Genomic DNA, 22,365 nt, shown 5'->3' on the forward strand with positions numbered 1-22,365 from the left:
GTCTTCGCCGGCTTCTTAGTATATATAATAAAGCATAAATAGACTCGCTTTCGCTTTGGCGGGTATGGTTGTTCCAGGGTTTTGCAAACAGGCTGGACGGGCGTGGGGCATACCGGAGCGGCGACTTTCGTAGTTGTGTTGTTACTATAGCAAAATTCGATCAAACAACACAACTACGTGGAGCAAGCGGAGCGTATGACCCACGCCCTTCCTGGACGCATGATGCAAAGCTCACCTTCTGCTCAAGGATCGCAAATATTGGATCGTCGCAGATAGACGATGCAGCGGGGAATCGTAGTCGGACCACTGGTATTGGGCGAGACGCATGTATTGCTGCAAGTTTCTCTCGTCTTTATGTCGGATCGCGGAGTAGTTCCACCATAATCGTTCCGCGCTTCGGCTCTGGAAGGGGAGGGGGAGAACTCGTTGCAAGTGAGGAAATTGGCTGTATACGATGGACAAGGTGCTGGTCAACCGCCGGTGCGTTCGATGCACGAGGGCGTCCCCGAATAAGCGGTCGATATCCAATCGTTCGCCCGCCCGATGGATCATCTGAGCGATGTCGAGAAAATATTTAGGCGAGTCCAACGCGTGCTTCCAGCCGTGCAAACAAATCATGTAGAACGCGTGATAGTCCGAGAGTTCTTTAATATGCTTGTAAGACTCGCAGGGGACCGCTTCCTCCCAAAGCTCGTCGACGTCGAAGGAGGAGGTTCGCTCGGTCAACAAGCTCCAATGCAGCTCGACGGGCAGCGGAACCGTCGAGCGGGGAAGCGGCTTCGCCTGCGCGCTGTGGAAATGCTGTTCGATCCGCTGCCCCTCGATCGTAAAGCCCAGCGACCGCAGACATTGCCGCGCTCGTTCTAGATCCGCGGTCCGGATCAGGACGTCGATATCCGAGGTCGGCCTTGCGCCGACGCGGGAGAAATACTTCTCCGCGAATCGGGTGCCCTTCAGCGGAATCGCGTCGATGCCCTCCGCCTCGAACCGATCGAGCAGCCGGCCGGTTTCCAAATGAATATATAGATTGCGATGAAGCGACTCGCGGTACAGCTCCTTCAGGCGGGTGCGGAAGAAGGGCGGCGTCCGTTCAAGCCGATCGCCTTCCTCCAACAGCGTATAGACTTGCGGCGCAATCGAGAAAAATTCGATATCCTCCAACGCGCTAAGGTAGGCTTTGAAGTCGGACGGAAGCGGAAGGCGATCGTCGTACAGCGCTTGAAGCAGCGTCATGATCATCGATAATTGCTCCTTATGCCGTTGGTTTGCCTGCGGGTCAATTCGCGGTACGTTCCCCGTTTGCGCAAGAGCTCCTCGTGCGTCCCCGATTCCGCGATGCGGCCTTGGTCCAACACGACGATGAAGTCGGCGTTCCGCACCGTCGACAGGCGGTGCGCGATCACGAGCGTCGTTCGGTCTTGCATCAGGCGCTGCAACGCTTCCTGCACCTGATGCTCGGTCTCGCCGTCCAAGGCGGAGGTCGCCTCGTCGAGCAGCAAGATCGGCGCATCCTTCAGAATCGCCCGGGCGATGGCGAGCCGCTGCTTCTGCCCGCCCGACAGCTTCATGCCGCGCTCCCCGATTTCCGTGTCGTACCCGTTCGGAAGCGAGACGATGAAATCGTGGATGTTCGCGCTTCTCGCCGCGTCGATCATCGCCGCCTCCGTAACGCCGGGCCGCGCGAGCAGCAAATTGTCCCGTACGGTGCCCGAAAATAAGAAGGAATCTTGAGGCACATGAGCCATGTAGCCGCGGAGCCGCGAAGGCGTCAGCGCTCCGGCGGACAACCCGTCCACTAGGATGTCCCCCGTCTCAGGCTTGTAGAAGCCCAATAACAACTGGAATAACGTCGTCTTGCCCGCGCCGCTGGCGCCTACGATGGCGACGGTCTTCCCCGCGGGGACGTCGAGCGAGAACCGATCGATGACGCGGGTCGACCCGTCGTAGCCGAACGATACGTCTTTAAACGCGATCGACTTCGCGCCGGGCGGCGGGCATTCGTAGTCCGGCAGCTCCCGAGTATCGAGCGGCTGCTCGAGCACGCGCAGAAGGCGTTCCGCGGACGTAAGCGAGCTTTGGAGTCCGGCCCAGAGCCCCGCGATGCCCATGAGCGGATAAATCAAATGATTCGTCAAATTGACGAAGGACAAGAGGGAGCCGATGCTGATGACGCGATTCGAGACGAAGTAGGCGCCGACGCATAGGCTCAGCAAGAACGCGGCCGCCCCGGCCGCTTCCCCGCCCGCGCGGAACCAGCCGCGCAGCCTCGTGTCCTTCGTCTCGAGCTCGAACAGCCGCTCATTTTCCGCCGTATAGGTTCGGTACAGCTTCTTCTCCAAGCTGAAGGAGCGCACGACGAAGGTGCCGAGGAACGTCTCGTTCAGCAGACTGTTCAAATTTTCGCACAACGCTTGGATGACGCGGTTATTGCGGCGAAGCAGCACGCCGAACAGTGCGCCCGAGGCTAGAGCGGCCGGGATGACGGCTAGGCTTAGAACGGATAGGAACCAATGGATCTGAAGCATGTAGACGAACACGGCGATAAAGACGAGCGGAAGCTTCACGAGGCGGATCAGGCTGCTTCCGATCATGCCGCCGATGCCGTGAATATCGTCCATGAAGTGGGTCATGACCGCGCCGGAACGAAGGTTGCCGATATTCGCGGCCGGGAGCAGCAGGACGTGTTGGAGCAGATGCTCCTTCAAGTCCTTCTTTACGTTCGCCGTCGCCCGAAAATCCAGCATGTTGTTCCAGTAGCCGGAGGCGATGCTGAGCGAGATCAGGAGCACCCCCGCCGGGACGAGGCGGCCGAGCTTGTCGAAGCTGCCTTCGACCGCGGCGTCGGTGATCGTCCCCATAAACCAGGCGTAAGCCAGCGTAAGCGCGACATCCACGAACATAAAGAAGAACAGGCCCGCATACGCCCTTCGATGCTTCCATAAGAAAGGGAAAAGCATTCGGTACGGCTTCTTAAATTCCTGGATGGAGAAAGCCTTGATCGATCGGGCGATCATGAGAACGCTCCGGTCGTCGTCCGGGGCGGAACCCGAAGCTTTCTAGCGAACCGATTCAGCGCGCGGCTCAGGAACGGAAGCGACAGCACAAGGAGGCTCCACGCTCGGAAGGCGAAGCCGCCGGCTTCGATGCCGCGTTTCCGTCCCCGTTTCCGAACCGAAGCCAGCTTCCCGAGGATCCGCTCCTCCCGAACCGGCGGATCGCAAGAGAGGTTCGCATCCCCCTTGAACAGGTAGAGCCGCTCTCCATTCGCGGATTCCACCTTCAGAAGACGGTGAGCGACCAGCTGCTCCGTCTCGGCGTAATACAGGACCACGTCCCCCCGTCGCAGCGAGGGAGCTGGACACGGAATAAAGCGGCAGCTGTCTCCTTGGCGGATGAGAGGAAACATGCTGCGCCCTTGCGCCGGCAGATCGAGCCATCCGCCCTTCCGAAGCGACGCCGCCAGCAGTTCAGCGATGCTTCGATTAATAAACACGTTCCACCAGTCCGCACCCGTGCAGGTCGGTTAAGAAGCTATGGAGCTCCTGCTCCAAGACTTCGGGATCGGTCCCATAGAGCAGGCGGAACTCCTCCGCCAGAGAGGCCGCCGTCTGCGGTCCGGACAGCAGCGTCCAACACAGACCGCCGGTATGATTCACCTTCGTGATCGTGGCGCGCTCCGTATCGACGATCATCCACTCGTCGTCCAGCCGCACCGCTTCGCAGCCGGCCTTACGCGAATATTCCGCCATTACGAGATCAACTCCCAGAAGCTGTCGTTTTTTTGAAAATAAAGCTCGTACGCCGGCACCTGCAGGACGAGCAGACGCAGCATCGAGAGCACCTTGGCCGTGTTTTCGGCTCCGCGTTCCCAACAGAACACTTGATCCATCAATCGGATGAGAGCGTCCGCCTTCGTGAGCTCGACCTTCCGGTTATGGCCGGCTTGCCGGAGCAGCTGAACGCTGCGCAGGGGGAACGCGCCTTCGGGCGCTCCGTCCGTCTCCAGCTCGCTGCGGAACGGGGAGTGAAAGACGGCGATCCGATCCGTTCCGATCTTCACGAGCGCGGCTTCGTCGGAAAGCACGGTGCGAGGCAGCGAAAGCGCCGCGGCCGTCGACTTGCCGGCGCCGGAGCGGCCGGCGAACAGATGCGCCGCGCCGCCCTGTCCCAACACGCACGAGGAGTGAATCATCAGTCCCCAACGATGCTTAATGATGTAGGCGCTGTATAAGTTCATAAGCGCGTGCTTAAGGGCGAGCTCGTTATGGACCTGCACGCTCGCGCTGCGGCCGTCCTCGGCGAGCTCGATCCGATAGTCGGCTCTTCGATAGTATGTCGCGCCGTCTTCCGTCCAGGCTTCGACGTCATAGCCCGCGAAGGAAACGCCGTAGCCCGCGGAGACGCGAATCGAGAGGTCGAACGTTCGCTCGTTCGGCGGCAAGGGGGCGTAGGAACGGCGGAAGAACGCGGAGAATCGGTCCGAGTCGAGTTCGACTCGGACCTTGTGCTCCCCGAAAGAGAGGCGGAGCTCGATCATCTGTTGCCTCTGCCTCGCCTTTCTTTCCAGACGCCGTTCCCGATGCCGTTCTTCCCGTCGTGGTGGGGATTGGTGCCCGGGAAATTCGCTCCGTCGTTGCCCGTGCCCGGATGGTTCAAGTTCCCTTTGCCGGGGTTCCAGCTTTGCGCCGTTTCGAACTGGATCGGCTGGTGGGAGATGACCTTAGGCGGCTGGAATTGCTGCTCTTTCCTCATGAATGGATCCTCCGATTCGAACATAAATTAGTTGTGTTGTGCTTTATAATGAACAACACATAAGCTCATTATAGTTCTTTATTGAGAACGTATCAACAGGCTGTTTCTTAAGATTAGTCAAGAATCTGTTGACAATAAATTGTTGAGGTGATACGATGCAAATGTGTTCGTTATAAAGAATATTGTTCGCTATATCGGAGGATTCCATGAGCGCAATCGCTGGAATTGTTCATTTTCATAAAGAGCCGGTTTCGGCGGACGAATGTATCGCGTTAATGGGGGCGCTTCGCAAATTTCCGGCGGACGACGTTCAAGCGTGGCATGGGGAGCAAGCGTTCCTCGGCTGCCACGGCCAATGGATTACGCCGGAATCGATCGGAGAACGAAATCCCTATTATGATTCCGAACGACGGCTCGCCATCGCGTCCGACGCGATCCTCGACAACCGAGAAGAACTGTTCGAGGCGCTGGGCGTGGAGCGCGACCGACGGCCGACGACGACGGACGCTCAGCTGATCTTGCTCGCTTACGCCAAGTGGGGCGAGGAGGCGCCGAAGCGCTTGGTCGGAGACTTCGCCTTCCTGATTTGGGACGAACGGGAGCGGAAGCTGTTCGGGGCGAGAGATTTCTCCGGCGCGAGGACGTTGTATTATTGCGGGGACGGACGCCGGTTCGCGTTCTGCACCGTCATGCAGCCGCTGCTCTCGCTTCCGGTCATGGAGCGGGAGCGGGCGTTGGATGAGCAATGGTTGGCCGATTTCTTGGCCATTCCGTTCACGGTCGATACGGTCGACGTGCATTCGACCGTATACCGGAGCATCCGGCAAGTGCCTCCGTCCCATTCCGTGACCGTCAGCGAGTCGGGAGTCTCCTTCCGGCGTTATTGCCTACTGGAGCCGAAGTCGACCCTTCGATTGAAGTCGAACGCGGAATACGAAGAAGCGATGCGAGACGTATTCGATAAAGCGGTGAGAGCGAGATTGCGCACGCATCTCCAGGTCGGAGCGCAGCTGAGCGGCGGATTGGATTCCGGCAGCGTCGTCAGCTTCGCGGCCAAGGCGCTGCAGGAGGAACGGAAGAAGCTCTATACGTTCAGTTACGTTCCGATCGACCGGTTTACGGACTGGACGCACCGGAGCAGGGTCGCCGACGAAACGCCGAACATCCGGGAGACGATCGATTACGTAGGCAATATCGAAGGACACTTCATGAGTTTCAAGGATAAGAGCTCTTATACGGAAATCGACGATTGGTTGGACGCGATGGAAGCTCCGTATAAGTTTTATGAAAACTCCTATTGGTTGAAGGGGATTTACGAGGAAGCGGGGCGGCGCGGGATCGGCGTGCTGCTCACCGGCCAACGGGGCAACTGGACGATCTCCTGGGGTTATGCGTTGGATTACCAGGCCTCGCTCTTGCAGCGGCTGCGATGGAGCCGCCTCCATCGGGAGATGAAGATGTACGTTCGGCAGATGGGTTCGTCCAGAAGGCGGATCGTACCGATCGTCTCGAAGAAGGCGTTCCTTCCCATAACGAACCTCTGGACGCCGGGGAACGAGGATTATCATCCGAAGCTCATTAACCCGGGCTTCGCGAGCCGGACGAAGGTGCTCGACCGCATCTCGAACGAGCGAATCAACATTACCGGGAAGCAAGAGAGCGTCTATGCCGTGAGGCGGAATCAATTCCGACAGCTGTTTTATTGGAATTTGAACGGCATGATCGGTACGAAGCTTTCCTTGCGGCATCGCGTCTGGGATCGGGATCCGACGAACGATCTGAACGTCATTCGCTTCTGCTTGTCCGTGCCGGAAGAGCAGTTCGTCCAAGACGGCCTTGGTCGGTCCTTGATCCGGCGAGCGACGGAGCGGCACTTGCCGGACCGGATTCGGCTCAATCAGCGCGTTCGCGGCATCCAAGGCGCTGACGGCATCGAGCGAATGGCCTCGGATTGGAAGACGTTCGTCGGCGAAGCGGAATCGATGCTGCGGGATCCGACTTTGTCCGAGTATCTGAATATGGAAGTGCTGGAGGGCGCCCTCTCCCGAATTCGGGAGCCGAAGCCGGAGCTGGTATTCGAGATGGACTTCCGGATGATTATGAGGAGCTTGATTTTCGGCCGATTCATGAAGGCTCATTCTTGAAAGGAGGTGAGAACAGATGAACAACGCAAAAAAAGCTTGGAGCGCACCTTCCCTCGAGACGCTGGACATCGGCATGACGATGGCGGGTCCCGGTATCGCTAGACCCGACGCGGTACAGCCGGATCCGGACGCTCATGAGCACGACGTCGTTAACTACAGCTAGTGGGTACATAGGTTTCGTTCCTTCCGCCAGCCCTTATACCGACTCAGTATAAGGGCTTTCGGCCTACACCTCTCATGCATGGACGGAGTGACAAGATGGACGGTACCGCAAGAACCGCGATTTACGAAGCGTTCGGATTCCGGATAAGCAGCGACTTCCCCATGCCGGAGCTCACGATGCACGAAGACCAATCGCATGACGATATTCGCATCCGGCAATCGGACCTTTCCCTGCTTTGGCGGGAAGTCAACGATTCCGGCAAGCTCGTCTACGGGTTAGGAGATCGAGTTCTTTTTCACGTGCCCGATACCGCAATCTTCTGCGTCGCTACCGGAGACACAATATGGGTATCCCCGTCGGACGGCATGGACGAGGATAAAATGCGTCTCTATTTACTCGGGACCTGTATGGCTATCTTACTATTGCAACGAAAAATCCTTCCCTTGCATGGGAGTGCGATAAAGATCGGAGATATGGCGTACGCCATCGTCGGCGAATCCGGGGCAGGGAAATCGACCTTGGCGTCTATGCTCATGCGCTGCGGGTATCCCTTGGCGAGCGATGACCTGATCGCCGTTTCCTTCGAGAACGGATTCGGCGGCGACTGCCGCGGGCCGGAGATCGTTCCGTCCTACCCGCAGCAGAAGCTGTGGTCGGAGAGCCTTCAGCGGCTGGATATGAAGATCGGGGATTACCGTCCGCTCTTCGACCGGGAGAATAAATATGCGGTACCGATCAAAGACCGGTTTTACGGGAAGCGGCTGCCGTTCGGCGGCGTCTTCGAATTGACGAAGTTCGACGTAGGCAGAGTCGAGGTATCGCCGCTGCGGGGTCTGGAAGCGGTTCGGGCGTTGTATCGCCACACGTTCCGGAACTTCTTCGTGCCGATGCTCGGCCTGCAGCAATGGCATCTCGACGTATCCGTACAATTGCTGAAATACATCCAAATGCGGCAGCTGCGGCGTCCCTCGAACGGGGATACGGCTCTACAGCTGGCGGAAACCATCATTTCGATTGCGAATAGGAGGAACCAGGATGCAGCGCGCCAATCTTATTCATCCTCTTGATACGGTCGTTCAGGGGAAGGATCACATCGTCAGCGACATGGACGGGGAGAAAGTGATGTTAAGCATTCGCAACGGCAAATATTACAACTTGGGCGAGATCGGCGGAGACATCTGGGACCTCATCGCCGCGCCGTCCCGAGTCGAAGCGGTCGTCGATGCGTTGATCGGGCGATACGATGTCGAGCGCGATCGATGCGAAGATCACGTCCTGGCGTTCCTCGCCCGCTTAGCCGACGAGAAGCTGATCGAGGTGGAGCGCTCCTAATGAGTCTCCTGCGCAAATGGAACCGGCTGTGGACGCTGGACGGAAAAACCCGTCTCTTGTTCGTGGAAGCCTATTTCTCCTTAGGCTGGGCCCGCTTGCTGCTCCTTTTCCCCTTCTCGCGCATCGCGTTCACCTTAGGCACCAGAATGAAGGAAACCCCGACGGTCGCGACGGTCGAGGAAACGAGAACGGCGAGACGCATTTCGGCAGCCGTGCAATGCGTCAGCCGCCATACGTTCTGGGATAGCAAATGTTTGGTCCGCGCGATCTCCTGCCAGAAGATGCTGCGGCGCCGGGGCATCGCCAGCACCTTGTACTTGGGAACGGGGCGGGACGAAAGCGGCGGCCTAGCGGCTCACGCGTGGCTTCGGTGCGGCGCGTTGTACGTTTCGGGCCGCGAAGAGATGCACCGCTTTACGGTCGTCGGCACGTTCGCCGACTCGAAATGATTGAAGGGGAGAGAGTTCCCTCGTAGCAATGGGGTAGATCGGCCATTCGTGGCGGTCAACGGCATTCGCACGACCGCGTGGAGGGCCTTGCTGCGGCAGGCACATCGCAATTGGCAGGAGCAGCTGTTGGGCTAGGCGTTAATAGAAAGACGGATCTCCTGCATTCGAAGGCGGACGACCGACATCGGAGCTCCTTCGATCCAATCGTGTGATGCGATTGGCGTAGGGGTTCGTATTTTTTATGGACGTTCACGCTTCCTGCATCCTTATACGTCGGACGCTCAATCGCTGCCGCTCCCTTGCACTTCTTGTACTATCCGCTGCATCAGGCGCAGTGGCTTGACGAAAATCGATAATCCGGTTTGACGCTCAGGAGGGTATGCAGTGAGAGCCATCGCCATCGTATGTAGAAAATTGATCGCGACCGAGGGTTTGAAGTTGGGGTACCACCTCTTCGGCATGGTTATGGTAAGCTTGTTCGCGGGCGTCGGAACGTTCTTGCTCATCCCGCTGATCAGCCTCAGCGGCTTGACGGAAGCGACGGTGAAGCTTTCTCTGCTTACGCCGTTGACCGAGGCGCTCCGCGAGCATCCCCCTGCCGCGAGTTTAGGCATTGTGCTTTCGGCCTATACGGTGGTTATGTTAGGGCAGTTCGCGTTACAGCGCACCGTGACGATCCGGAACGTGAGGCTAATGAACCGGTTCGGAGAAGACGTCCGACTGGAGACGTATCGGGGGATCATGAACGCCGAATGGCCTTTCTTCCTTCGGAAGAAGAAGACGGATTTGACGAATGCGCTTAGCGCGGAGTTAGCCCGCGTCATTCATGGCACCTTCTTGGTTTTGCAGGTTGCCGCCTCGAGTGTTTTTATGTTTATCCAGATCGGGTTGGCGTTCTGGCTCGCTCCGGGGGTGACCGGTTTCGTGTTGGCGTGCGGAACGATTCTGGCTGTGTTCTCGAGCCGCTACATTAAGAAAGCCAAAGCTTTGGGCGGACAGAGCTCCTCGTTAGCCCAGGCTTATTTGTCCGAAATTACGGATCAATTGAACGGGATGAAGGAAATCAAGAGCAATAACTTGATCGCGTCCCGGTGGGACGGCTACCAGAAACTTGTAAAGAAGATGACGACGGAATCGATGGGGTATATTCAGATTAAATCAGGTTCGGATTTTCTCTATAAAGCGGCATCTACGTTGTTTATTTCGGCGTTCCTCTATGTTTCGGCGACTATGTTTCATGCGAAATTAGATCAATTGCTCATTGTCGTCATTATTTTCGCGCGGCTGTGGCCGATCTTTACGGGCCTGCAAGCTTCGTTGCAGCAGTTGGCCTCCGCCCTTCCTGCGTTCGTATCCGTTACGGAATTGCAGGAGGAATGCAGACGTGCTTCCGAGCGGCTGGACGCGAACGCCGGGAAGATCGCTTTAACCTATGGCGTCGAGTGTCGAGACGTGTCGTTTCGTTATGCAGGGGACAATGGGGCCAGAGCGCTTGAAGAAGTGAACTTGTTCATTCCGGCGAACGGCATGACGGCGGTCGTCGGCCGCTCCGGAGCAGGGAAGAGCACGCTGATCGACGTCTTAATGGGGTTGATTCGCCCGCAGCGGGGACAAGTGTTGATCGACGGTCGGCAGCTGGATCAAGCCGACATCCAAGCGCTGCGCAATTCGATCAGTTATGTGCCTCAAGACCCATATTTATTTAGCGGTACGATGCGGGAAAATTTTATGCTGGCGCAGCCGAACGCGACGGAAGCCGATCTGTGGGAAGCCCTGGAGTTCGCCTCCGCGGCGCCGTTCGTTCGCAAGCTCCCAGAGGGACTCGATACCCAAATCGGAGACAGAGGGATTCGGCTGTCGGGAGGAGAACGTCAACGTCTCGTCCTCGCCCGGGCGATCCTGCGGAAGCCGTCCATTCTCATCATGGACGAGGCGACTAGCGCGCTCGATTCGGAGAACGAAACGAACATTCAATCCGCGTTGGAGGCGTTGAAGGGGACTATGACCGTCATCGTCATCGCCCATCGCTTCTCGACCATTCGCAGCGCCGATCAAGTCGTGGTCCTGGACGAAGGACGGATCGTGCAGTGCGGGTCCTTCGTGCAGCTCGCGGAGGAAACCGGGGGCTTGTTCCAAGTGTTACTAGGCAATCAGCGGAAGCTGGCGATGTAAAAGCGGAAGCTAAAATATGTTGACATGTTCACTATAAAGAACTAAAATTAGGTCAAGAGTACTGAATAGCGAACATCTTCTTTTTTTGTTCGCCCGTTCTTAATTGAGAACGGAACCTTCGGTGATGTCTCCTGACCGTTATCAAGCGGAGGCACTCGGCCATGCTGTGGGTCTATGGGCCTTAGACGCAAGTCGTCAAGGGTGTGGCGTGAGGAAGGGTTTAATGCCCTATAGAGGGTCGCGTGACCATAATCTTAAATTTTTTAACCGTATGGTTTTTCTGAAAAACCATACGGTTAAAAAATTTAAGCCATACCGTTAAGGGGGAAGTCCATTGACATACCGGAAACGATTTTCATTGCTGATCTTAATCGATACTGCCATCGTACTGACTGCAGTATTCATCAGCCGCCTCTTAATCAACGTCGGATCGAACGACGTCACGGCGCCGCTGCTCGTTAGTTCGTTAGCGCTGATGGTCAGTCACCACTTTTTCGCATACAGATACAAGCTTTATAAGAAAGCTTGGGAATACGCCAGCTTCGGCGAGCTTCTCATAATCATCAAGTCCGTAACCTTTTCCATTGCCACAGCCGCTCTTATCCAACTCGTTTTCGTTCAGGATGTTTATTTCCGGATTCTGGCGGTGACCTGGATGCTTCACATGTTGTTTATCGGCGGATCTCGTCTAGGGTGGAGAATTTACCGCGACATCCGTTATCCGAAGGTACAAAGCAAGAAACGGGCATTAATTATCGGAGCGGGTTCGGCTGGGACGATGGTCGCTAGACAGCTCTTGAACAACAAAGACACGGAACTACAGCCGGTTGCTTTCATCGATGACGATACTAAGAAGCATAAGTTGGATATTATGGGTATTCCCGTAATCGGCGGAGTGAGTCAGATTGAGGCGGCGGTTCAGCGCCTGGCCATCGAGAACATCATCATCGCGATTCCTTCATTAGGGAGGAAGGGAATCAACACTATCTTCCAAGAATGCGCAAAGACGAAGGCAAAAACCAAGATTCTTCCTATGATCGAGGATTTGGTAACGGGGAAGGTGTCTGTCAGCCAATTCCGCGATGTGCAGGTCGAAGATTTATTAGGGCGGGAGCCAATCGAACTGGACATTGAAGGAATTTCAGAATATGTCACCGATAGGGTCGTGCTGGTCACGGGAGCCGGAGGTTCAATCGGATCCGAAATATGTAGACAACTCGCTAATTTCCATCCAAGAAAGTTGGTTCTGCTGGGTCATGGCGAGAACAGTATTTACGCGATAGAAATGGCTCTGCGGGATGCAGTTCCTCCGTCTTCCATCGAAATCGTGACAGAAATCGCCGACATCCAAGATGCTAAGAAAATGATGAAAGTGATGCAACACTATCGCCCGGACGTGGTTTATCATGCAGCTGCACATAAGCACGTACCGCTAATGGAACGGAACCCGGAGGAAGCGGTGAAGAACAACATTATCGGTACGATGAACGTAGCGAAAGCGGCCAGTCGATTCGGCGTAAACACATTCGTCATGATCTCTACGGATAAAGCCGTAAACCCGACGAGCGTGATGGGAGCCAGTAAACGGTTGGCCGAAATGGTAGTTCAACATATGGATGCGGTTAGCAACACGAAGTTCGTTGCCGTCCGCTTCGGGAATGTATTAGGGAGTCGGGGGAGTGTCATCCCCCTGTTCAAGAAGCAAATCGAAAAAGGCGGCCCCGTCACGGTTACTCACCCCGACATGGTCCGTTATTTTATGACCATTCCGGAGGCATCCAGGCTTGTCATTCAAGCGGGGGCTTTGGCGAAAGGCGGGGAGATCTTCGTACTCGACATGGGAGAACCGGTCAAGATCGTGGATCTTGCAAAAAATTTAATTCGGCTCTCCGGAAGTTCGGTCGAAGAAATCGGGCTTGAGTATACAGGGGTGCGGCCAGGCGAGAAATTGTTTGAGGAGCTGCTCAAGCCGGATGAAGTTCATGAGAAGCAGGTATATCCGAAAATATACATCGGTCAGACATCCAATTTGTTAATCGACGAGATCGAGGAGATCGTTGGGAATTACTCGAAATATGACACGTCCTTGTTGCGAGAAACTTTGCTTAAACTAGCGAATCAACGGCGCGACGCTCCTTCACAGACTTCCCCCGTGCTTTTGCCTGTACCGCTTATCTCTGTATCAAGTTAATGAAGGGGCTGAAAAGAATGAATGTTAAGAAAGCGATTATCCCTGCTGCAGGACTCGGTACCCGATTCCTTCCCGCTACGAAAGCGATGCCCAAAGAGATGCTTCCGATTGTAGATAAACCAACGATTCAATATATCGTCGAGGAGGCAGTAGAATCGGGAATCGAGGACATTATTATCGTTACCGGAAAGGGAAAGCGGGCGATCGAAGACCACTTCGATAATTCCTTCGAATTGGAGCAAAATTTATTGGAAAAGGGAAAGTTGGAACTTCTGAACGAGGTGCAGAAATCGGCCAAAATGGTGGATATTCATTACATCCGACAGAAGGAACCTAAAGGTCTTGGCCATGCGATCTGGTGCGCACGGAAGTTTATCGGCAACGAGCCGTTCGCCGTCCTCCTAGGCGACGATATTGTCCGGGCCGAGAAGCCATGTTTGAGGCAGCTTATAGAGCAATATAATCGCTACCGCGCCTCAATCATCGGTGTGAAGCCGGTCTCGGACCATGAGGTGTCACGCTATGGAATTGTAGATGGCAAACCTATCGACATGGGGTTACATAGTGTCTTACATCTCGTGGAGAAACCTAAGAAAGAGTCCGCCCCTTCGAATCTTGCCATAATGGGCAGGTACGTGCTAAGTCCCCGCATTTTTGACATCCTTGCGGAGCAAGGCCCTGGAGCAGGAGGAGAAATCCAGCTAACCGATGCCATTGCAAAGCTGAATGCTCAAGAGGCTGTGTACGCTTATGAATTTCAAGGAACTCGGTATGATGTAGGCGAAAAGATGGGGTTTATCCAGACAACCATCGAATTAGCCTTGCAGCGTCAAGACTTACGGTATGACTTATTGGATTATTTGGCGCAATTGGTTGATGCCGAGCTCACCAAGCAGTCGAGGTAAACGATGGAGAACAAGGTCTTGTTTTGCGCAACCGTTGATTATCACTTTCAAAAGTTTCATATCCCCTTTCTGCGATGGTTTAAAGAACAAGGTTGGGAAGTCCACGTGGCAGCGAAAGGCAAGCTTTCGCTTCCTTTTGTGGACGAGAAATTCGACATGCCTTTCGAGCGTTCCCCCTTCCGGGCCTCAAATTTTCAAGCATACCGGGAGCTGCGAGAACTTATCAATAATGGAGGTTATCGGATAATACACTGCCACACGCCGGTGGGAGGGGGGTTAACCCGGCTAGCGGCCAGAGAAGCGAGGCGGCAAGGAACCCATGTGCTCTATACGGCGCATGGGTTCCACTTTTTTAAAGGGGCTCCTTGGTTAAATTGGGCTATGTACTACCCTGCCGAGCGGTGGCTTGCCAAGTATACGGACTGTCTCATTACGATCAACGAAGAAGATTACAGACGTGCAATTGAACGCCGGTTTTCAGCGGGTCGCATCTTACGGGTGCACGGCGTCGGGGTCGACATTGACTTGTACCGGCCTGTAACGAAAGCGCAGAAAACTGCCTTCAAGGAGCGGAACGGATTTCTGCCGGAGCATATCCTTATGTTTTATGCCGCTGAATTTAACGCCAACAAGAATCAGCGACTTTTGATTGAAGCGTTCGCTTTGGCAAAGCATGAGATGCCGAACGCGCAGCTTCTTCTTGCTGGGGAAGGCCGGCTGCGCGCAAGCTGCGAGGAGCTCGCTGCGCGGCTTGGCGTGCTCGACAGGGTCCGATTCCTTGGATACCGCGACGATATTGCGGATCTGCTTCCGATGTGTGATGTGGCGCTCGCGTCCAGTCTGCGGGAAGGCTTGCCGGTCAATATCGTAGAGGCGATGGCTTGCGGACTTCCGGTGCTTGCGAGTCGGAACAGAGGCCATTCGGAACTTGTGGCTGACGGGGTTAACGGGTATATCGTAAGTTCGAAGGATGCAAGAGAAATGGCCGCTAAAATGGCCTCGTTGTACCGATTGGACTACGTTAGAGAACAATTCGGACAAGAAAGCCGCCGGAGCGCCGACCGGTACTCACTTGGAAGGGTCGAAGGCGAGCTTTCGAAAATTTACCTATCCTACTTGGATGGCGCGCATGGAGTCACCGATGAAGAAAAGGGAGAGTGGACCAAAGTTCCATGGGGAGTCCAGTGAAGGTTTTGCATGTTGTCGCAAACATGAACAGGGGCGGCGCAGAGACGCTGATCATGAATTTATACAGGAACATGGACCGTTCCCTCGTCCAATTCGATTTTTTGACACATCGCGAGGGCGTATTCGACAAGGAAATACGCAGCTTGGGCGGAACGGTGTACCGCATTCCGTACATTAACGAGGTGGGTCATGTTGCGTATCTCCGCGGACTCGATCAGTTTTTCCGAAGCCATGCGGCCTATAAGATCGTACATTCCCATATGGACAAGATGAGCGGATTCGTGCTCCGCGCGGCGAACCGCGCGGGCATTCCGATCCGCATCGCGCACAGTCACAATACGAGCAGCGAAGGCGGAATCGCAGCTAAGGCGTATAAGTGGACTGCAGGGAGGTTGGTGCCGTATAACGCTACCCATCTGTTGGCTTGCTCCGAACTCGCCGCCGCTTGGATGTACCGAAGTCGCGCGAAGCACAGTTCGATCGTAAGGAACGGGATTGAATGCGAGCGGTTCCGGTTTGACCCAGCCCTAAGAAGCGAGGTCAGAGAGGAGCTGGGGATCTTACCCGAGGGCTTCGTCGTCGGGCATGTGGGACGTTTCGCGGATCAAAAAAACCATTCCTTCCTGATTGACATCTTTGCGGAGATCGTTGTACTTCGGCCGGATGCACGGTTGCTCTTGTTAGGCGACGGTCCGCTTTGCGGCGAAATCAAACGCAAGGTCGCAGACCGAGGCTTGGAGCGGAGTGTTCGATTCCTCGGAGTGCGCGGCGATGTTCATCGTATACTTCAAGCCATGGATGTTATGGTATTCCCTTCACTTCACGAGGGTTTGCCTGTGACTCTGGTCGAAGCGCAAGGGTCGGGATTACCTTGCATCGTTTCCGATAGGATTACCCGTGAGGTAGACATGGGGCAAGGCCTCGTCAGCTTTGTGAGCTTACGTGACCATCCACGGTTGTGGGGCGAGAAGGCACTGCAATCATTTCAATTGTCTCGAAGCCGAGGCAGTTCAGACAGCCTGAAGCACAAAGGTTATGACATTCGGGAAAGTGCTTTGTGGTTACAGCAATTTTATGACCGCCAATTCAATCAAAATGGGGTCCATTCATTATGAAACAACCATTGCTTACCGTGTTTACCCCGACCTATAATCGGGCATACACCTTGCATTTATGCTACGAAAGCTTGAAGCGCCAAACCAACAAAGATTTCGTGTGGCTAATTATCGACGACGGTTCTACGGACAACACAAAGGAACTCGTTGAGGGATGGATTGCGCAGGGCCTCGTGCCAATTCGTTATCATTATCAAAAGAACCAGGGGATGCATGGTGCACACAATGCGGCATATCGGTTGATCGATACAGAACTGAATGTGTGCATCGATTCTGACGATTATATGCCTGACAATGCCGTGGAAAGGATAACTTCCTTTTGGAAACGGCATGGAGGTGAGCAATACGCCGGCATTGTCGGCCTAGACGCGACGTTCGCCGGGAACATTATCGGTACCGCCATGCCGAGCCATGTGTTTGCATCCACTCTTTCAGAGTTGTACATGTTGCACAAGGTGAAAGGCGATAAGAAGCTGGTCTATCGAAGTGAACTAACGAGGGTGTGTCCGCCGTATCCGCTGTTCCCCGGAGAAAAATACTGTCCTCTAATTTATAAGTATATGTTGATTGATCAGTTATACCCGCTGCTTGTCATGAACGAGGTCTTGTGCCACGTAGAGTATTTACCGGATGGCTCGAGCATGAACATGATTAAACAGTATCGCAACAACCCGAACGGCTTCCTGTTTTTCCGGAAGGTGGCGATGAAATACACGCCGTCGCTGCGCAGGCGCTTCCGTGAATCGGTTCATTATGTATCTAGTAGCTTGATGGTGCGTAATCGACGTTTCGTTCAGGAGTCACCGTGCAAGGCACTGACGATCTTTGCGATTCCGATCGGATTCATGCTTTTCGCTTATATTCGCTATACCAGACAATCGACGCCGATGAAGCAGCCATGACGATTTTATATATGAATCTTGCGGCGGTATACCTGCTAGCATTCATGTCCAGGTACTTATCGACGCGGACGGCGATCGGGCCGGCGGGCATTCGTCCGAGCTACTATTTCGGATTGCTTGCGGCCGCTTCGTTGTGTCTTGTATCGGGGTTGCGGAGAAATATAGGGGATACGTTCTTCTATATGCATTCCTACGTGGTCGAGGATTTTAGCTTGGAGAACCTTTCTCTGTCGGGAGATTTCGGGTTTACCATTCTTCAAGCGCTGTTGCATCGGATCACGGACGACCCGCAAATCCTGATCTTCGTAACGGGGGTAGCGACGAACGCCCTCATCGTCGTAGTGCTTCTGAAATATAGCCGGATGATCGAGCTCGCGTTGTTCGTATACATCGCGTCGGGCATGTTTACCGTATCGATGAACGGCATTCGCCAATACTTGGCGGCAGCGATCATATTCGCGGGACTCAAGTACGTCTTGAACGGAGATTGGAAGAAATATTTCTGCATCGTTCTTTTCGCGTCGACCTTTCACAAAACGGCGCTGATTTTGCTTCCGATCTATTTTCTCGTACGTCGCGAGGCTTGGACGAAGATGACTCTGATGCTATTGGGCGTGGCGGTCATGTTGGCGCTCGGATTCAATCTGGTTTCCAACATTTTGTTCGCTGCACTGGGCGATACCAAGTACAGCGTATACTCAGAGTTCAACGAAGGCGGAGCCAACGTCATTCGCTTGGCCGTCAATATGGTTCCGATCGTCATCGCGTACTTGGGAAGACATAAGCTGAGGCAACTTTGGCCGAAGAGCGATTACATCGTTAATTTGGCATTGCTCAGCAACGTCATTATGTTGATTGCGACGCAAAATTGGATCTTTGCAAGACTGAATATTTACTTCGATTTATATAATTTGATCTTAATCTCTTGGGGAGTAAAGTTATTCGTGGAGAAGCATAGGTCGCTGATCTATTACGGCATGATTGCTTTCTACGCGGTGTATTTCTTCTTCGAGCATGACATCATTCTTAATTTGCACTATCAAAGCGACTATATTAGATTTTAGATAATCGCGGAAAACGGGGTGTTTCCAATGAATGAAGGCGCGCGAATCCCGAAACGAATCCACTACTGCTGGTTCGGGAGGGGAGAGAAGCCGAAGAAAATCGCCATGTGTATGCAAAGTTGGAAGAAGCATCTGTCTGACTACGAGTTCGTCGAATGGAACGAGGACACGTTTGATCTTAACGCTAACGCATTCGTACGCGAAGCCTACGACGCAAAGAAATACGCGTTCGTGAGCGATTTCGTACGTCTGCATGCGCTGTACGAATACGGTGGAATATACTTGGATACCGACGTAGAGGTCGTGAAGTCGCTCGATCCGCTGTTAACCCATGAGGCGTTCTCGGGTTTCGAGGATGAGACGAATTTGCAGTCGGGCACGATGGGCGCGGTGAAGGGTCATTCTTGGATTTACGACCTACTCACATATTACGAAGGCAAACCGTTCGTTCTCCCGGACGGCTCGCTCGACACGACCTCGAACACGTCGATCATGACCAGGATGTGCGCGCAAGAGGGCCTCGTAACGAACGGGAACTATCAAGAGCTTCCCAATGGCGTCGTATTTTATCCACGAACATATTTTAGTCCTTACGATTATATTAACGGGGCGACCTTCATCAGCGACGAAAGCTATACGATTCACCACTTCGCGAAATCTTGGCTTCCTACTCACGTGCGCTTGCGGGGCGAAGTTAAGCGGATCGTCGGTCGTTATATCGGGCCACGATTCATTGCGAGTATTCGAGCGATTATGACAGGATCCCGTTCATAACCCATTGACGGGGCGTAACGCAGATGTTAATCTGTTCATATGTTCACTATAAAGAACATTATTGTGCTGTATAAAGAATTTTGTGAGGGGTATACGATGAGTAGCGAACCCATACCGGTATACGGCGAGTTTGACAAAGAAATGCGACTTCTACTCCGACTGCTGCGGACGGAAAACATCGAAGACATCGATCAAGCATTGGGGAAAGCGTCGGCCGAGATCGATTGGGGTGTATTCATTCGGTTGATCGCTCATCATCGCGTATACCCGTTTCTTTATAACCGTCTGAAGTCGTCCCCCGCCGTGCCGAAGGGAACGATGCAATGGCTAACATGGAGCTTCCGCCAAAATACGATCCAGATGCTGCACCTGGCCGCGGAGATGGAACAGATCGGCGTGCAATTGCATGGGCTCGGCGTGCCGGTGCTGTTTCTGAAGGGGCCAGTTCTTGCAGCCGAGCTTTACGGCGGTTTGTCCCTTCGGACGTCCTGCGACTTGGACTTCTTAGTGCCGATCGAACGGCTGGAGGAGGTCGAACGCTTCCTTGAGGGAAGGGGATACTGCAAGGACGATTACATCCAATCCGTACTCGGGGACTGGAAGTGGCGTCACCACCATGTCACCTTTCACCATCCGGAGAAGGGAATTAAGGCCGAGGTGCATTGGCGGCTCCATCCCGGACCTGCGAAGGAACCACACTTCCTCGAGCTATGGCAGCGGCGAAGGAAGAGCTCCGTCACGAGCTTTCCGGTAAATATGCTCGGCTTGGAGGATTTGCTCCTGTTCTTGTCGATGCACGGCGCTCGTCACGGTTGGTCGCGGCTGCGATGGTTGGTGGATATCGATCGTGTCGCGCGCAAGAAGCTGGATCCGGCACTGCTTGAGGCGCTTATGAAGGGGGGACATTGCGCTCATGTCGTGGGCCAAGCCGTTCGTCTCGCTGGGGATTTGTTGGGCACGCCCCTAAGCGGACGCCTCGCTGTGCTCGCTGCGTCCAAACGTTCAAAGCTACTCGCAAAGGCTGCCGAGTTCTACCTGCGGGACATGGTCAATTTGCACACCGAACCCGTTCCCGAGCCGGTCAGTCGATACCACAAGCGACACCTATTCGACCTCATGTCGTTCCCGCATAAGTGCTTATTTCTTCTCAGCTTTCTATTCCCATATCACGAAGACGCAAAAACGATGCCTCTGCCGAAACCGCTGCATTGGCTATACTTCCCGCTCCGCCCGCTCCTATGGGCGTGGAGGAAGGCCGGTCTTGCGGCTCGCTCCGAAGGAGGATAAGATGATTCGATTGTTCCGGAAGGCGCTGGCCACGATAAGGCAGGAGCGGGACGAGAGGGGCGCGTATATGGTCTTTCTCATGTATGCCTCACATCTCTTGGGTTTATTGCGAGGCTTGCTATATCGGGTCCTATACTTTGCGAATATCAGCGGTTTCCTCTTCGCGATGCAAGGCAGCAGCAAGATCGAGATTTTTCATAAGAGGGCGAGCGTTCGCATCGGCAAGTTCGTCTTCATCCGCAAGAACGCCAGCCTTCGGGTTGACTACGACGGAGATCTTATGCTCGGGGATTACGTGTTCATTAACGACAACTGCAATATCAATTGCGTCAACCGGGTCCACATCGGTGCACGGACGAAGATTGCGCCCAACGTATGCATTAACGATCACGATCATGATTATAAAGGCGTCTCCGGCGGCCGCCTGTTGAAGGGCGAGGTGATCATCGGCAACAACGTATGGATCGGATCCAACGTCGTAGTGCTGCGAGACACCGTCATCGGAGACAACGCCGTCATCGCGGCGGGCAGTGTCGTGAAAGGCCACGTCGAGCCGAATACGCTGTTTTATAACCGAAGGGAAACGCGGCATATTCCGATCCCGTCTGGCTCGGAGGCCGCCGCGGCGGCGCAGCCGACACCATCGGGAAGGGGGGGTGCGGGATGAAAAAGAGGATTCTGGTTACCGCGTACGATCTCGAAATCGGCGGCATCGAGCGAAGCCTAATCAATATGCTGGAACATTTCGACTACGAACGGTTCGAGGTTGATTTGCTTCTCTTCAGCCATACTGGCGATCTGGTTAGGCTCATTCCGACCCGAGTCAACCTGTTGCCGGAGAATAAGCGTTTCTCCGTATTTCGTAAGCCGTTAGGCCAATGCCTACGGGACGGCCAGTGGTTTGCGGTTTTCACGAGGCTGTTCTGCAAATACGCCGCGGTTTGGCAAGCGCGATCCCGGAATCTGAAAGAAGACGCCGGCTACATACAGATGCAACTCATCGCGAAGTACGTTTCAATGTTTCTGCCTAAGCAACAGTGCCGATACGACATAGCAATCAGTTACGCATGGCCGCACGATTACGTTGCGGATAAAGTCGACGCTGACGTCAAGGTCGGTTGGATTCATACCGATTATGGCGAACTCGAGATCGACAACGAACGAGACTTAAAAATATGGGAGCGATTCGTTCATATCGCTTCGATATCCGAGGCATGCACATCCTCATTTGTGGCGCGATATCCAACGCTTGCCGAGAAGATCGTGCTCGTAGAGAACATCAATTCGCCCGGCTTCGTCAAGGAACTGGCCGACGAGGCGGCCCTTCCGGAAGAGATGCGGAAGGACGAACGACAAGCGACTTTCGATATCGTATCCGTTGGAAGGCTGTCCTTCGTCAAGGGCTTCGACTTGGCGATTGAGGCGCTTCGACTCCTGCATGAAAAGGGGTACGACGACATCCGCTGGTTCGTAGTCGGGTATGGAGGCTACGAGGCCGACCTGAAACGAATGATCGCAGCGCATAGGCTGCAGGACAGCTTCCGACTCGTCGGGAAGAAATCCAACCCGTACCCATACATTAAGGCTTGCGATTTGTACGTGCAACCTTCCCGATACGAGGGCAAAGCCGTTACCGTCACCGAAGCGCAAATTTTGCACAAACCGATTCTGATCACGGGCTATCCGACCGCGCACAGTCAGGTCGAGGACGGCGTCGACGGCCGGATTTGCGAGTTGAGCGCGGAGGGGATTGCCCAGGGGATCGAGGCGCTTTATTTAGACGAAGAGGAGCGACGCCGGCTCGTCCGCAACGTCGCGCAGCGGGATTACGGTAACAGCCACGAATTGAAAAAACTTTATCGCGTGATGGCTCGGGGTGAAGGGGCATGGGGATGAAGATGATCAGAATCTACGGATGTAGGATGCT

At 54.5% G+C, this 22,365-nt stretch carries 22 protein-coding genes; 16 read left to right on the forward strand and 6 right to left on the reverse strand.

Going from position 1 to position 22,365, the window contains the following annotated elements; genetic code table 11:
• Nucleotides 1-231: 231 nt before the first annotated feature.
• From FE782_RS25035 to FE782_RS25060, 6 genes are read right to left on the reverse strand one after another with little or no spacing between them, the layout of a single operon-like run.
• Complete coding sequence (locus FE782_RS25035) at nucleotides 232-1,239, reverse strand: nucleotidyltransferase family protein (protein ID WP_138197102.1); 1,008 nt, start codon at nucleotides 1,237-1,239, stop codon at nucleotides 232-234.
• Nucleotides 1,236-3,014, reverse strand: coding sequence for an ABC transporter ATP-binding protein (locus FE782_RS25040; protein WP_138197103.1), 1,779 nt, complete (start codon nucleotides 3,012-3,014; stop codon nucleotides 1,236-1,238). Before FE782_RS25040 ends, FE782_RS25035 begins: the two co-directional genes overlap by 4 nt.
• Complete coding sequence (locus FE782_RS25045; protein ID WP_138197104.1) at nucleotides 3,011-3,493, reverse strand: S24/S26 family peptidase; 483 nt, start codon at nucleotides 3,491-3,493, stop codon at nucleotides 3,011-3,013. The genes FE782_RS25040 and FE782_RS25045 overlap by 4 nt, the downstream gene beginning before the upstream one ends.
• Nucleotides 3,483-3,749 carry a PqqD family protein gene (locus tag FE782_RS25050; protein ID WP_138197105.1) on the reverse strand — a complete coding sequence of 89 codons (267 nt, stop codon included), beginning with the start codon at nucleotides 3,747-3,749 and terminating at the stop codon, nucleotides 3,483-3,485. Before FE782_RS25050 ends, FE782_RS25045 begins: the two co-directional genes overlap by 11 nt.
• On the reverse strand, nucleotides 3,749-4,537 hold the full coding sequence (locus FE782_RS25055; RefSeq protein WP_138197106.1) for a hypothetical protein: 789 nt from the start codon (nucleotides 4,535-4,537) through the stop codon (nucleotides 3,749-3,751). Before FE782_RS25055 ends, FE782_RS25050 begins: the two co-directional genes overlap by 1 nt.
• Nucleotides 4,534-4,752: a hypothetical protein gene (locus tag FE782_RS25060; protein ID WP_138197107.1), complete on the reverse strand. Its 219-nt coding sequence runs from the start codon at nucleotides 4,750-4,752 to the stop codon at nucleotides 4,534-4,536. Before FE782_RS25060 ends, FE782_RS25055 begins: the two co-directional genes overlap by 4 nt.
• Nucleotides 4,753-4,958: 206 nt before the next feature.
• Between FE782_RS25060 and FE782_RS25065 the strand changes: the two genes are divergently transcribed.
• The 16 genes from FE782_RS25065 to FE782_RS25140 all read left to right on the forward strand — a co-directional run bounded on the left by FE782_RS25065 (nucleotide 4,959) and on the right by FE782_RS25140 (nucleotide 22,334).
• Nucleotides 4,959-6,896: an asparagine synthase-related protein gene (locus tag FE782_RS25065; RefSeq protein ID WP_138197108.1), complete on the forward strand. Its 1,938-nt coding sequence runs from the start codon at nucleotides 4,959-4,961 to the stop codon at nucleotides 6,894-6,896.
• Between the two features lie 16 nt (nucleotides 6,897-6,912).
• Nucleotides 6,913-7,059 (forward strand): paeninodin family lasso peptide, encoded by a 147-nt coding sequence (locus tag FE782_RS25070; RefSeq protein WP_138197109.1) that lies wholly within the window; start codon nucleotides 6,913-6,915, stop codon nucleotides 7,057-7,059.
• Between the two features lie 473 nt (nucleotides 7,060-7,532).
• Nucleotides 7,533-8,126, forward strand: a complete 594-nt coding sequence (locus FE782_RS33005; RefSeq protein WP_238392656.1) for a phosphoenolpyruvate carboxykinase (ATP) — start codon at nucleotides 7,533-7,535, stop codon at nucleotides 8,124-8,126.
• Nucleotides 8,095-8,391: a lasso peptide biosynthesis PqqD family chaperone gene (locus FE782_RS25080; RefSeq protein ID WP_138197111.1), complete on the forward strand. Its 297-nt coding sequence runs from the start codon at nucleotides 8,095-8,097 to the stop codon at nucleotides 8,389-8,391. The genes FE782_RS33005 and FE782_RS25080 overlap by 32 nt, the downstream gene beginning before the upstream one ends.
• Complete coding sequence (locus tag FE782_RS25085; RefSeq protein ID WP_138197112.1) at nucleotides 8,391-8,840, forward strand: lasso peptide biosynthesis B2 protein; 450 nt, start codon at nucleotides 8,391-8,393, stop codon at nucleotides 8,838-8,840. The genes FE782_RS25080 and FE782_RS25085 overlap by 1 nt, the downstream gene beginning before the upstream one ends.
• A gap of 384 nt (nucleotides 8,841-9,224) precedes the next feature.
• Entirely contained in the window at nucleotides 9,225-11,012 is a 1,788-nt protein-coding gene (locus FE782_RS25090; RefSeq protein ID WP_439116457.1) for an ABC transporter ATP-binding protein, read from the forward strand.
• Between the two features lie 334 nt (nucleotides 11,013-11,346).
• On the forward strand, nucleotides 11,347-13,203 hold the full coding sequence (locus FE782_RS25095) for a polysaccharide biosynthesis protein (RefSeq protein ID WP_138197113.1): 1,857 nt from the start codon (nucleotides 11,347-11,349) through the stop codon (nucleotides 13,201-13,203).
• Between the two features lie 17 nt (nucleotides 13,204-13,220).
• Nucleotides 13,221-14,108, forward strand: a complete 888-nt coding sequence (galU, locus tag FE782_RS25100) for a UTP--glucose-1-phosphate uridylyltransferase GalU (protein WP_138197114.1) — start codon at nucleotides 13,221-13,223, stop codon at nucleotides 14,106-14,108.
• 3 nt (nucleotides 14,109-14,111) lie between these two features.
• Nucleotides 14,112-15,296: a glycosyltransferase family 4 protein gene (locus tag FE782_RS25105; protein WP_138197115.1), complete on the forward strand. Its 1,185-nt coding sequence runs from the start codon at nucleotides 14,112-14,114 to the stop codon at nucleotides 15,294-15,296.
• Complete coding sequence (locus FE782_RS25110) at nucleotides 15,281-16,411, forward strand: glycosyltransferase family 1 protein (RefSeq protein WP_138197116.1); 1,131 nt, start codon at nucleotides 15,281-15,283, stop codon at nucleotides 16,409-16,411. The genes FE782_RS25105 and FE782_RS25110 overlap by 16 nt, the downstream gene beginning before the upstream one ends.
• Nucleotides 16,408-17,313 carry a glycosyltransferase family A protein gene (locus FE782_RS25115; RefSeq protein WP_138197117.1) on the forward strand — a complete coding sequence of 302 codons (906 nt, stop codon included), beginning with the start codon at nucleotides 16,408-16,410 and terminating at the stop codon, nucleotides 17,311-17,313. The genes FE782_RS25110 and FE782_RS25115 overlap by 4 nt, the downstream gene beginning before the upstream one ends.
• The gene (locus tag FE782_RS25120) at nucleotides 17,310-18,377 is read left to right on the forward strand and encodes an EpsG family protein (protein WP_138197118.1); all 1,068 of its coding nucleotides are present in this window, start codon (nucleotides 17,310-17,312) and stop codon (nucleotides 18,375-18,377) included. The genes FE782_RS25115 and FE782_RS25120 overlap by 4 nt, the downstream gene beginning before the upstream one ends.
• A 27-nt stretch (nucleotides 18,378-18,404) precedes the next feature.
• The gene (locus tag FE782_RS25125) at nucleotides 18,405-19,151 is read left to right on the forward strand and encodes a glycosyltransferase family 32 protein (protein ID WP_138197119.1); all 747 of its coding nucleotides are present in this window, start codon (nucleotides 18,405-18,407) and stop codon (nucleotides 19,149-19,151) included.
• A gap of 141 nt (nucleotides 19,152-19,292) precedes the next feature.
• Entirely contained in the window at nucleotides 19,293-20,438 is a 1,146-nt protein-coding gene (locus FE782_RS25130) for a nucleotidyltransferase domain-containing protein (protein ID WP_238392657.1), read from the forward strand.
• A gap of 1 nt (nucleotide 20,439) precedes the next feature.
• A complete protein-coding gene (locus FE782_RS25135) occupies nucleotides 20,440-21,105 on the forward strand; it encodes an acyltransferase (RefSeq protein ID WP_138197121.1) in 666 nt (221 codons plus the stop codon).
• Nucleotides 21,102-22,334 carry a glycosyltransferase gene (locus FE782_RS25140; protein WP_138197122.1) on the forward strand — a complete coding sequence of 411 codons (1,233 nt, stop codon included), beginning with the start codon at nucleotides 21,102-21,104 and terminating at the stop codon, nucleotides 22,332-22,334. Before FE782_RS25135 ends, FE782_RS25140 begins: the two co-directional genes overlap by 4 nt.
• Nucleotides 22,335-22,365: the final 31 nt, after the last annotated feature.

The organism is Paenibacillus antri (assembly GCF_005765165.1).
GTDB classification, from domain to species: Bacteria; Bacillota; Bacilli; order Paenibacillales; family YIM-B00363; genus Paenibacillus_AE; species Paenibacillus_AE antri.

Bases quoted from the DNA above. Each gene is read 5' to 3' on its own strand.
- FE782_RS25040 (WP_138197103.1), bottom strand. From the start codon at position 3,014: ATGATCGCCCGATCGATCAAGGCTTTCTCCATCCAGGAATTTAAGAAG.
- galU (WP_138197114.1), top strand. From the start codon at position 13,221: ATGAATGTTAAGAAAGCGATTATCCCTGCTGCAGGACTCGGTACCCGA.
- FE782_RS25135 (WP_138197121.1), top strand. From the start codon at position 20,440: ATGATTCGATTGTTCCGGAAGGCGCTGGCCACGATAAGGCAGGAGCGG.
- FE782_RS25125 (WP_138197119.1), top strand. From the start codon at position 18,405: ATGAATGAAGGCGCGCGAATCCCGAAACGAATCCACTACTGCTGGTTC.
- FE782_RS25110 (WP_138197116.1), top strand. From the start codon at position 15,281: ATGGGGAGTCCAGTGAAGGTTTTGCATGTTGTCGCAAACATGAACAGG.
- FE782_RS25115 (WP_138197117.1), top strand. From the start codon at position 16,408: ATGAAACAACCATTGCTTACCGTGTTTACCCCGACCTATAATCGGGCA.
- FE782_RS25140 (WP_138197122.1), top strand. From the start codon at position 21,102: ATGAAAAAGAGGATTCTGGTTACCGCGTACGATCTCGAAATCGGCGGC.
- FE782_RS25130 (WP_238392657.1), top strand. From the start codon at position 19,293: ATGCGACTTCTACTCCGACTGCTGCGGACGGAAAACATCGAAGACATC.
- FE782_RS25065 (WP_138197108.1), top strand. From the start codon at position 4,959: ATGAGCGCAATCGCTGGAATTGTTCATTTTCATAAAGAGCCGGTTTCG.
- FE782_RS25070 (WP_138197109.1), top strand. From the start codon at position 6,913: ATGAACAACGCAAAAAAAGCTTGGAGCGCACCTTCCCTCGAGACGCTG.
- FE782_RS25035 (WP_138197102.1), bottom strand. From the start codon at position 1,239: ATGATCATGACGCTGCTTCAAGCGCTGTACGACGATCGCCTTCCGCTT.
- FE782_RS25055 (WP_138197106.1), bottom strand. From the start codon at position 4,537: ATGATCGAGCTCCGCCTCTCTTTCGGGGAGCACAAGGTCCGAGTCGAA.
- FE782_RS25050 (WP_138197105.1), bottom strand. From the start codon at position 3,749: ATGGCGGAATATTCGCGTAAGGCCGGCTGCGAAGCGGTGCGGCTGGAC.
- FE782_RS25120 (WP_138197118.1), top strand. From the start codon at position 17,310: ATGACGATTTTATATATGAATCTTGCGGCGGTATACCTGCTAGCATTC.
- FE782_RS25085 (WP_138197112.1), top strand. From the start codon at position 8,391: ATGAGTCTCCTGCGCAAATGGAACCGGCTGTGGACGCTGGACGGAAAA.
- FE782_RS25060 (WP_138197107.1), bottom strand. From the start codon at position 4,752: ATGAGGAAAGAGCAGCAATTCCAGCCGCCTAAGGTCATCTCCCACCAG.
- FE782_RS25105 (WP_138197115.1), top strand. From the start codon at position 14,112: ATGGAGAACAAGGTCTTGTTTTGCGCAACCGTTGATTATCACTTTCAA.
- FE782_RS33005 (WP_238392656.1), top strand. From the start codon at position 7,533: ATGGCGTACGCCATCGTCGGCGAATCCGGGGCAGGGAAATCGACCTTG.
- FE782_RS25080 (WP_138197111.1), top strand. From the start codon at position 8,095: ATGCAGCGCGCCAATCTTATTCATCCTCTTGATACGGTCGTTCAGGGG.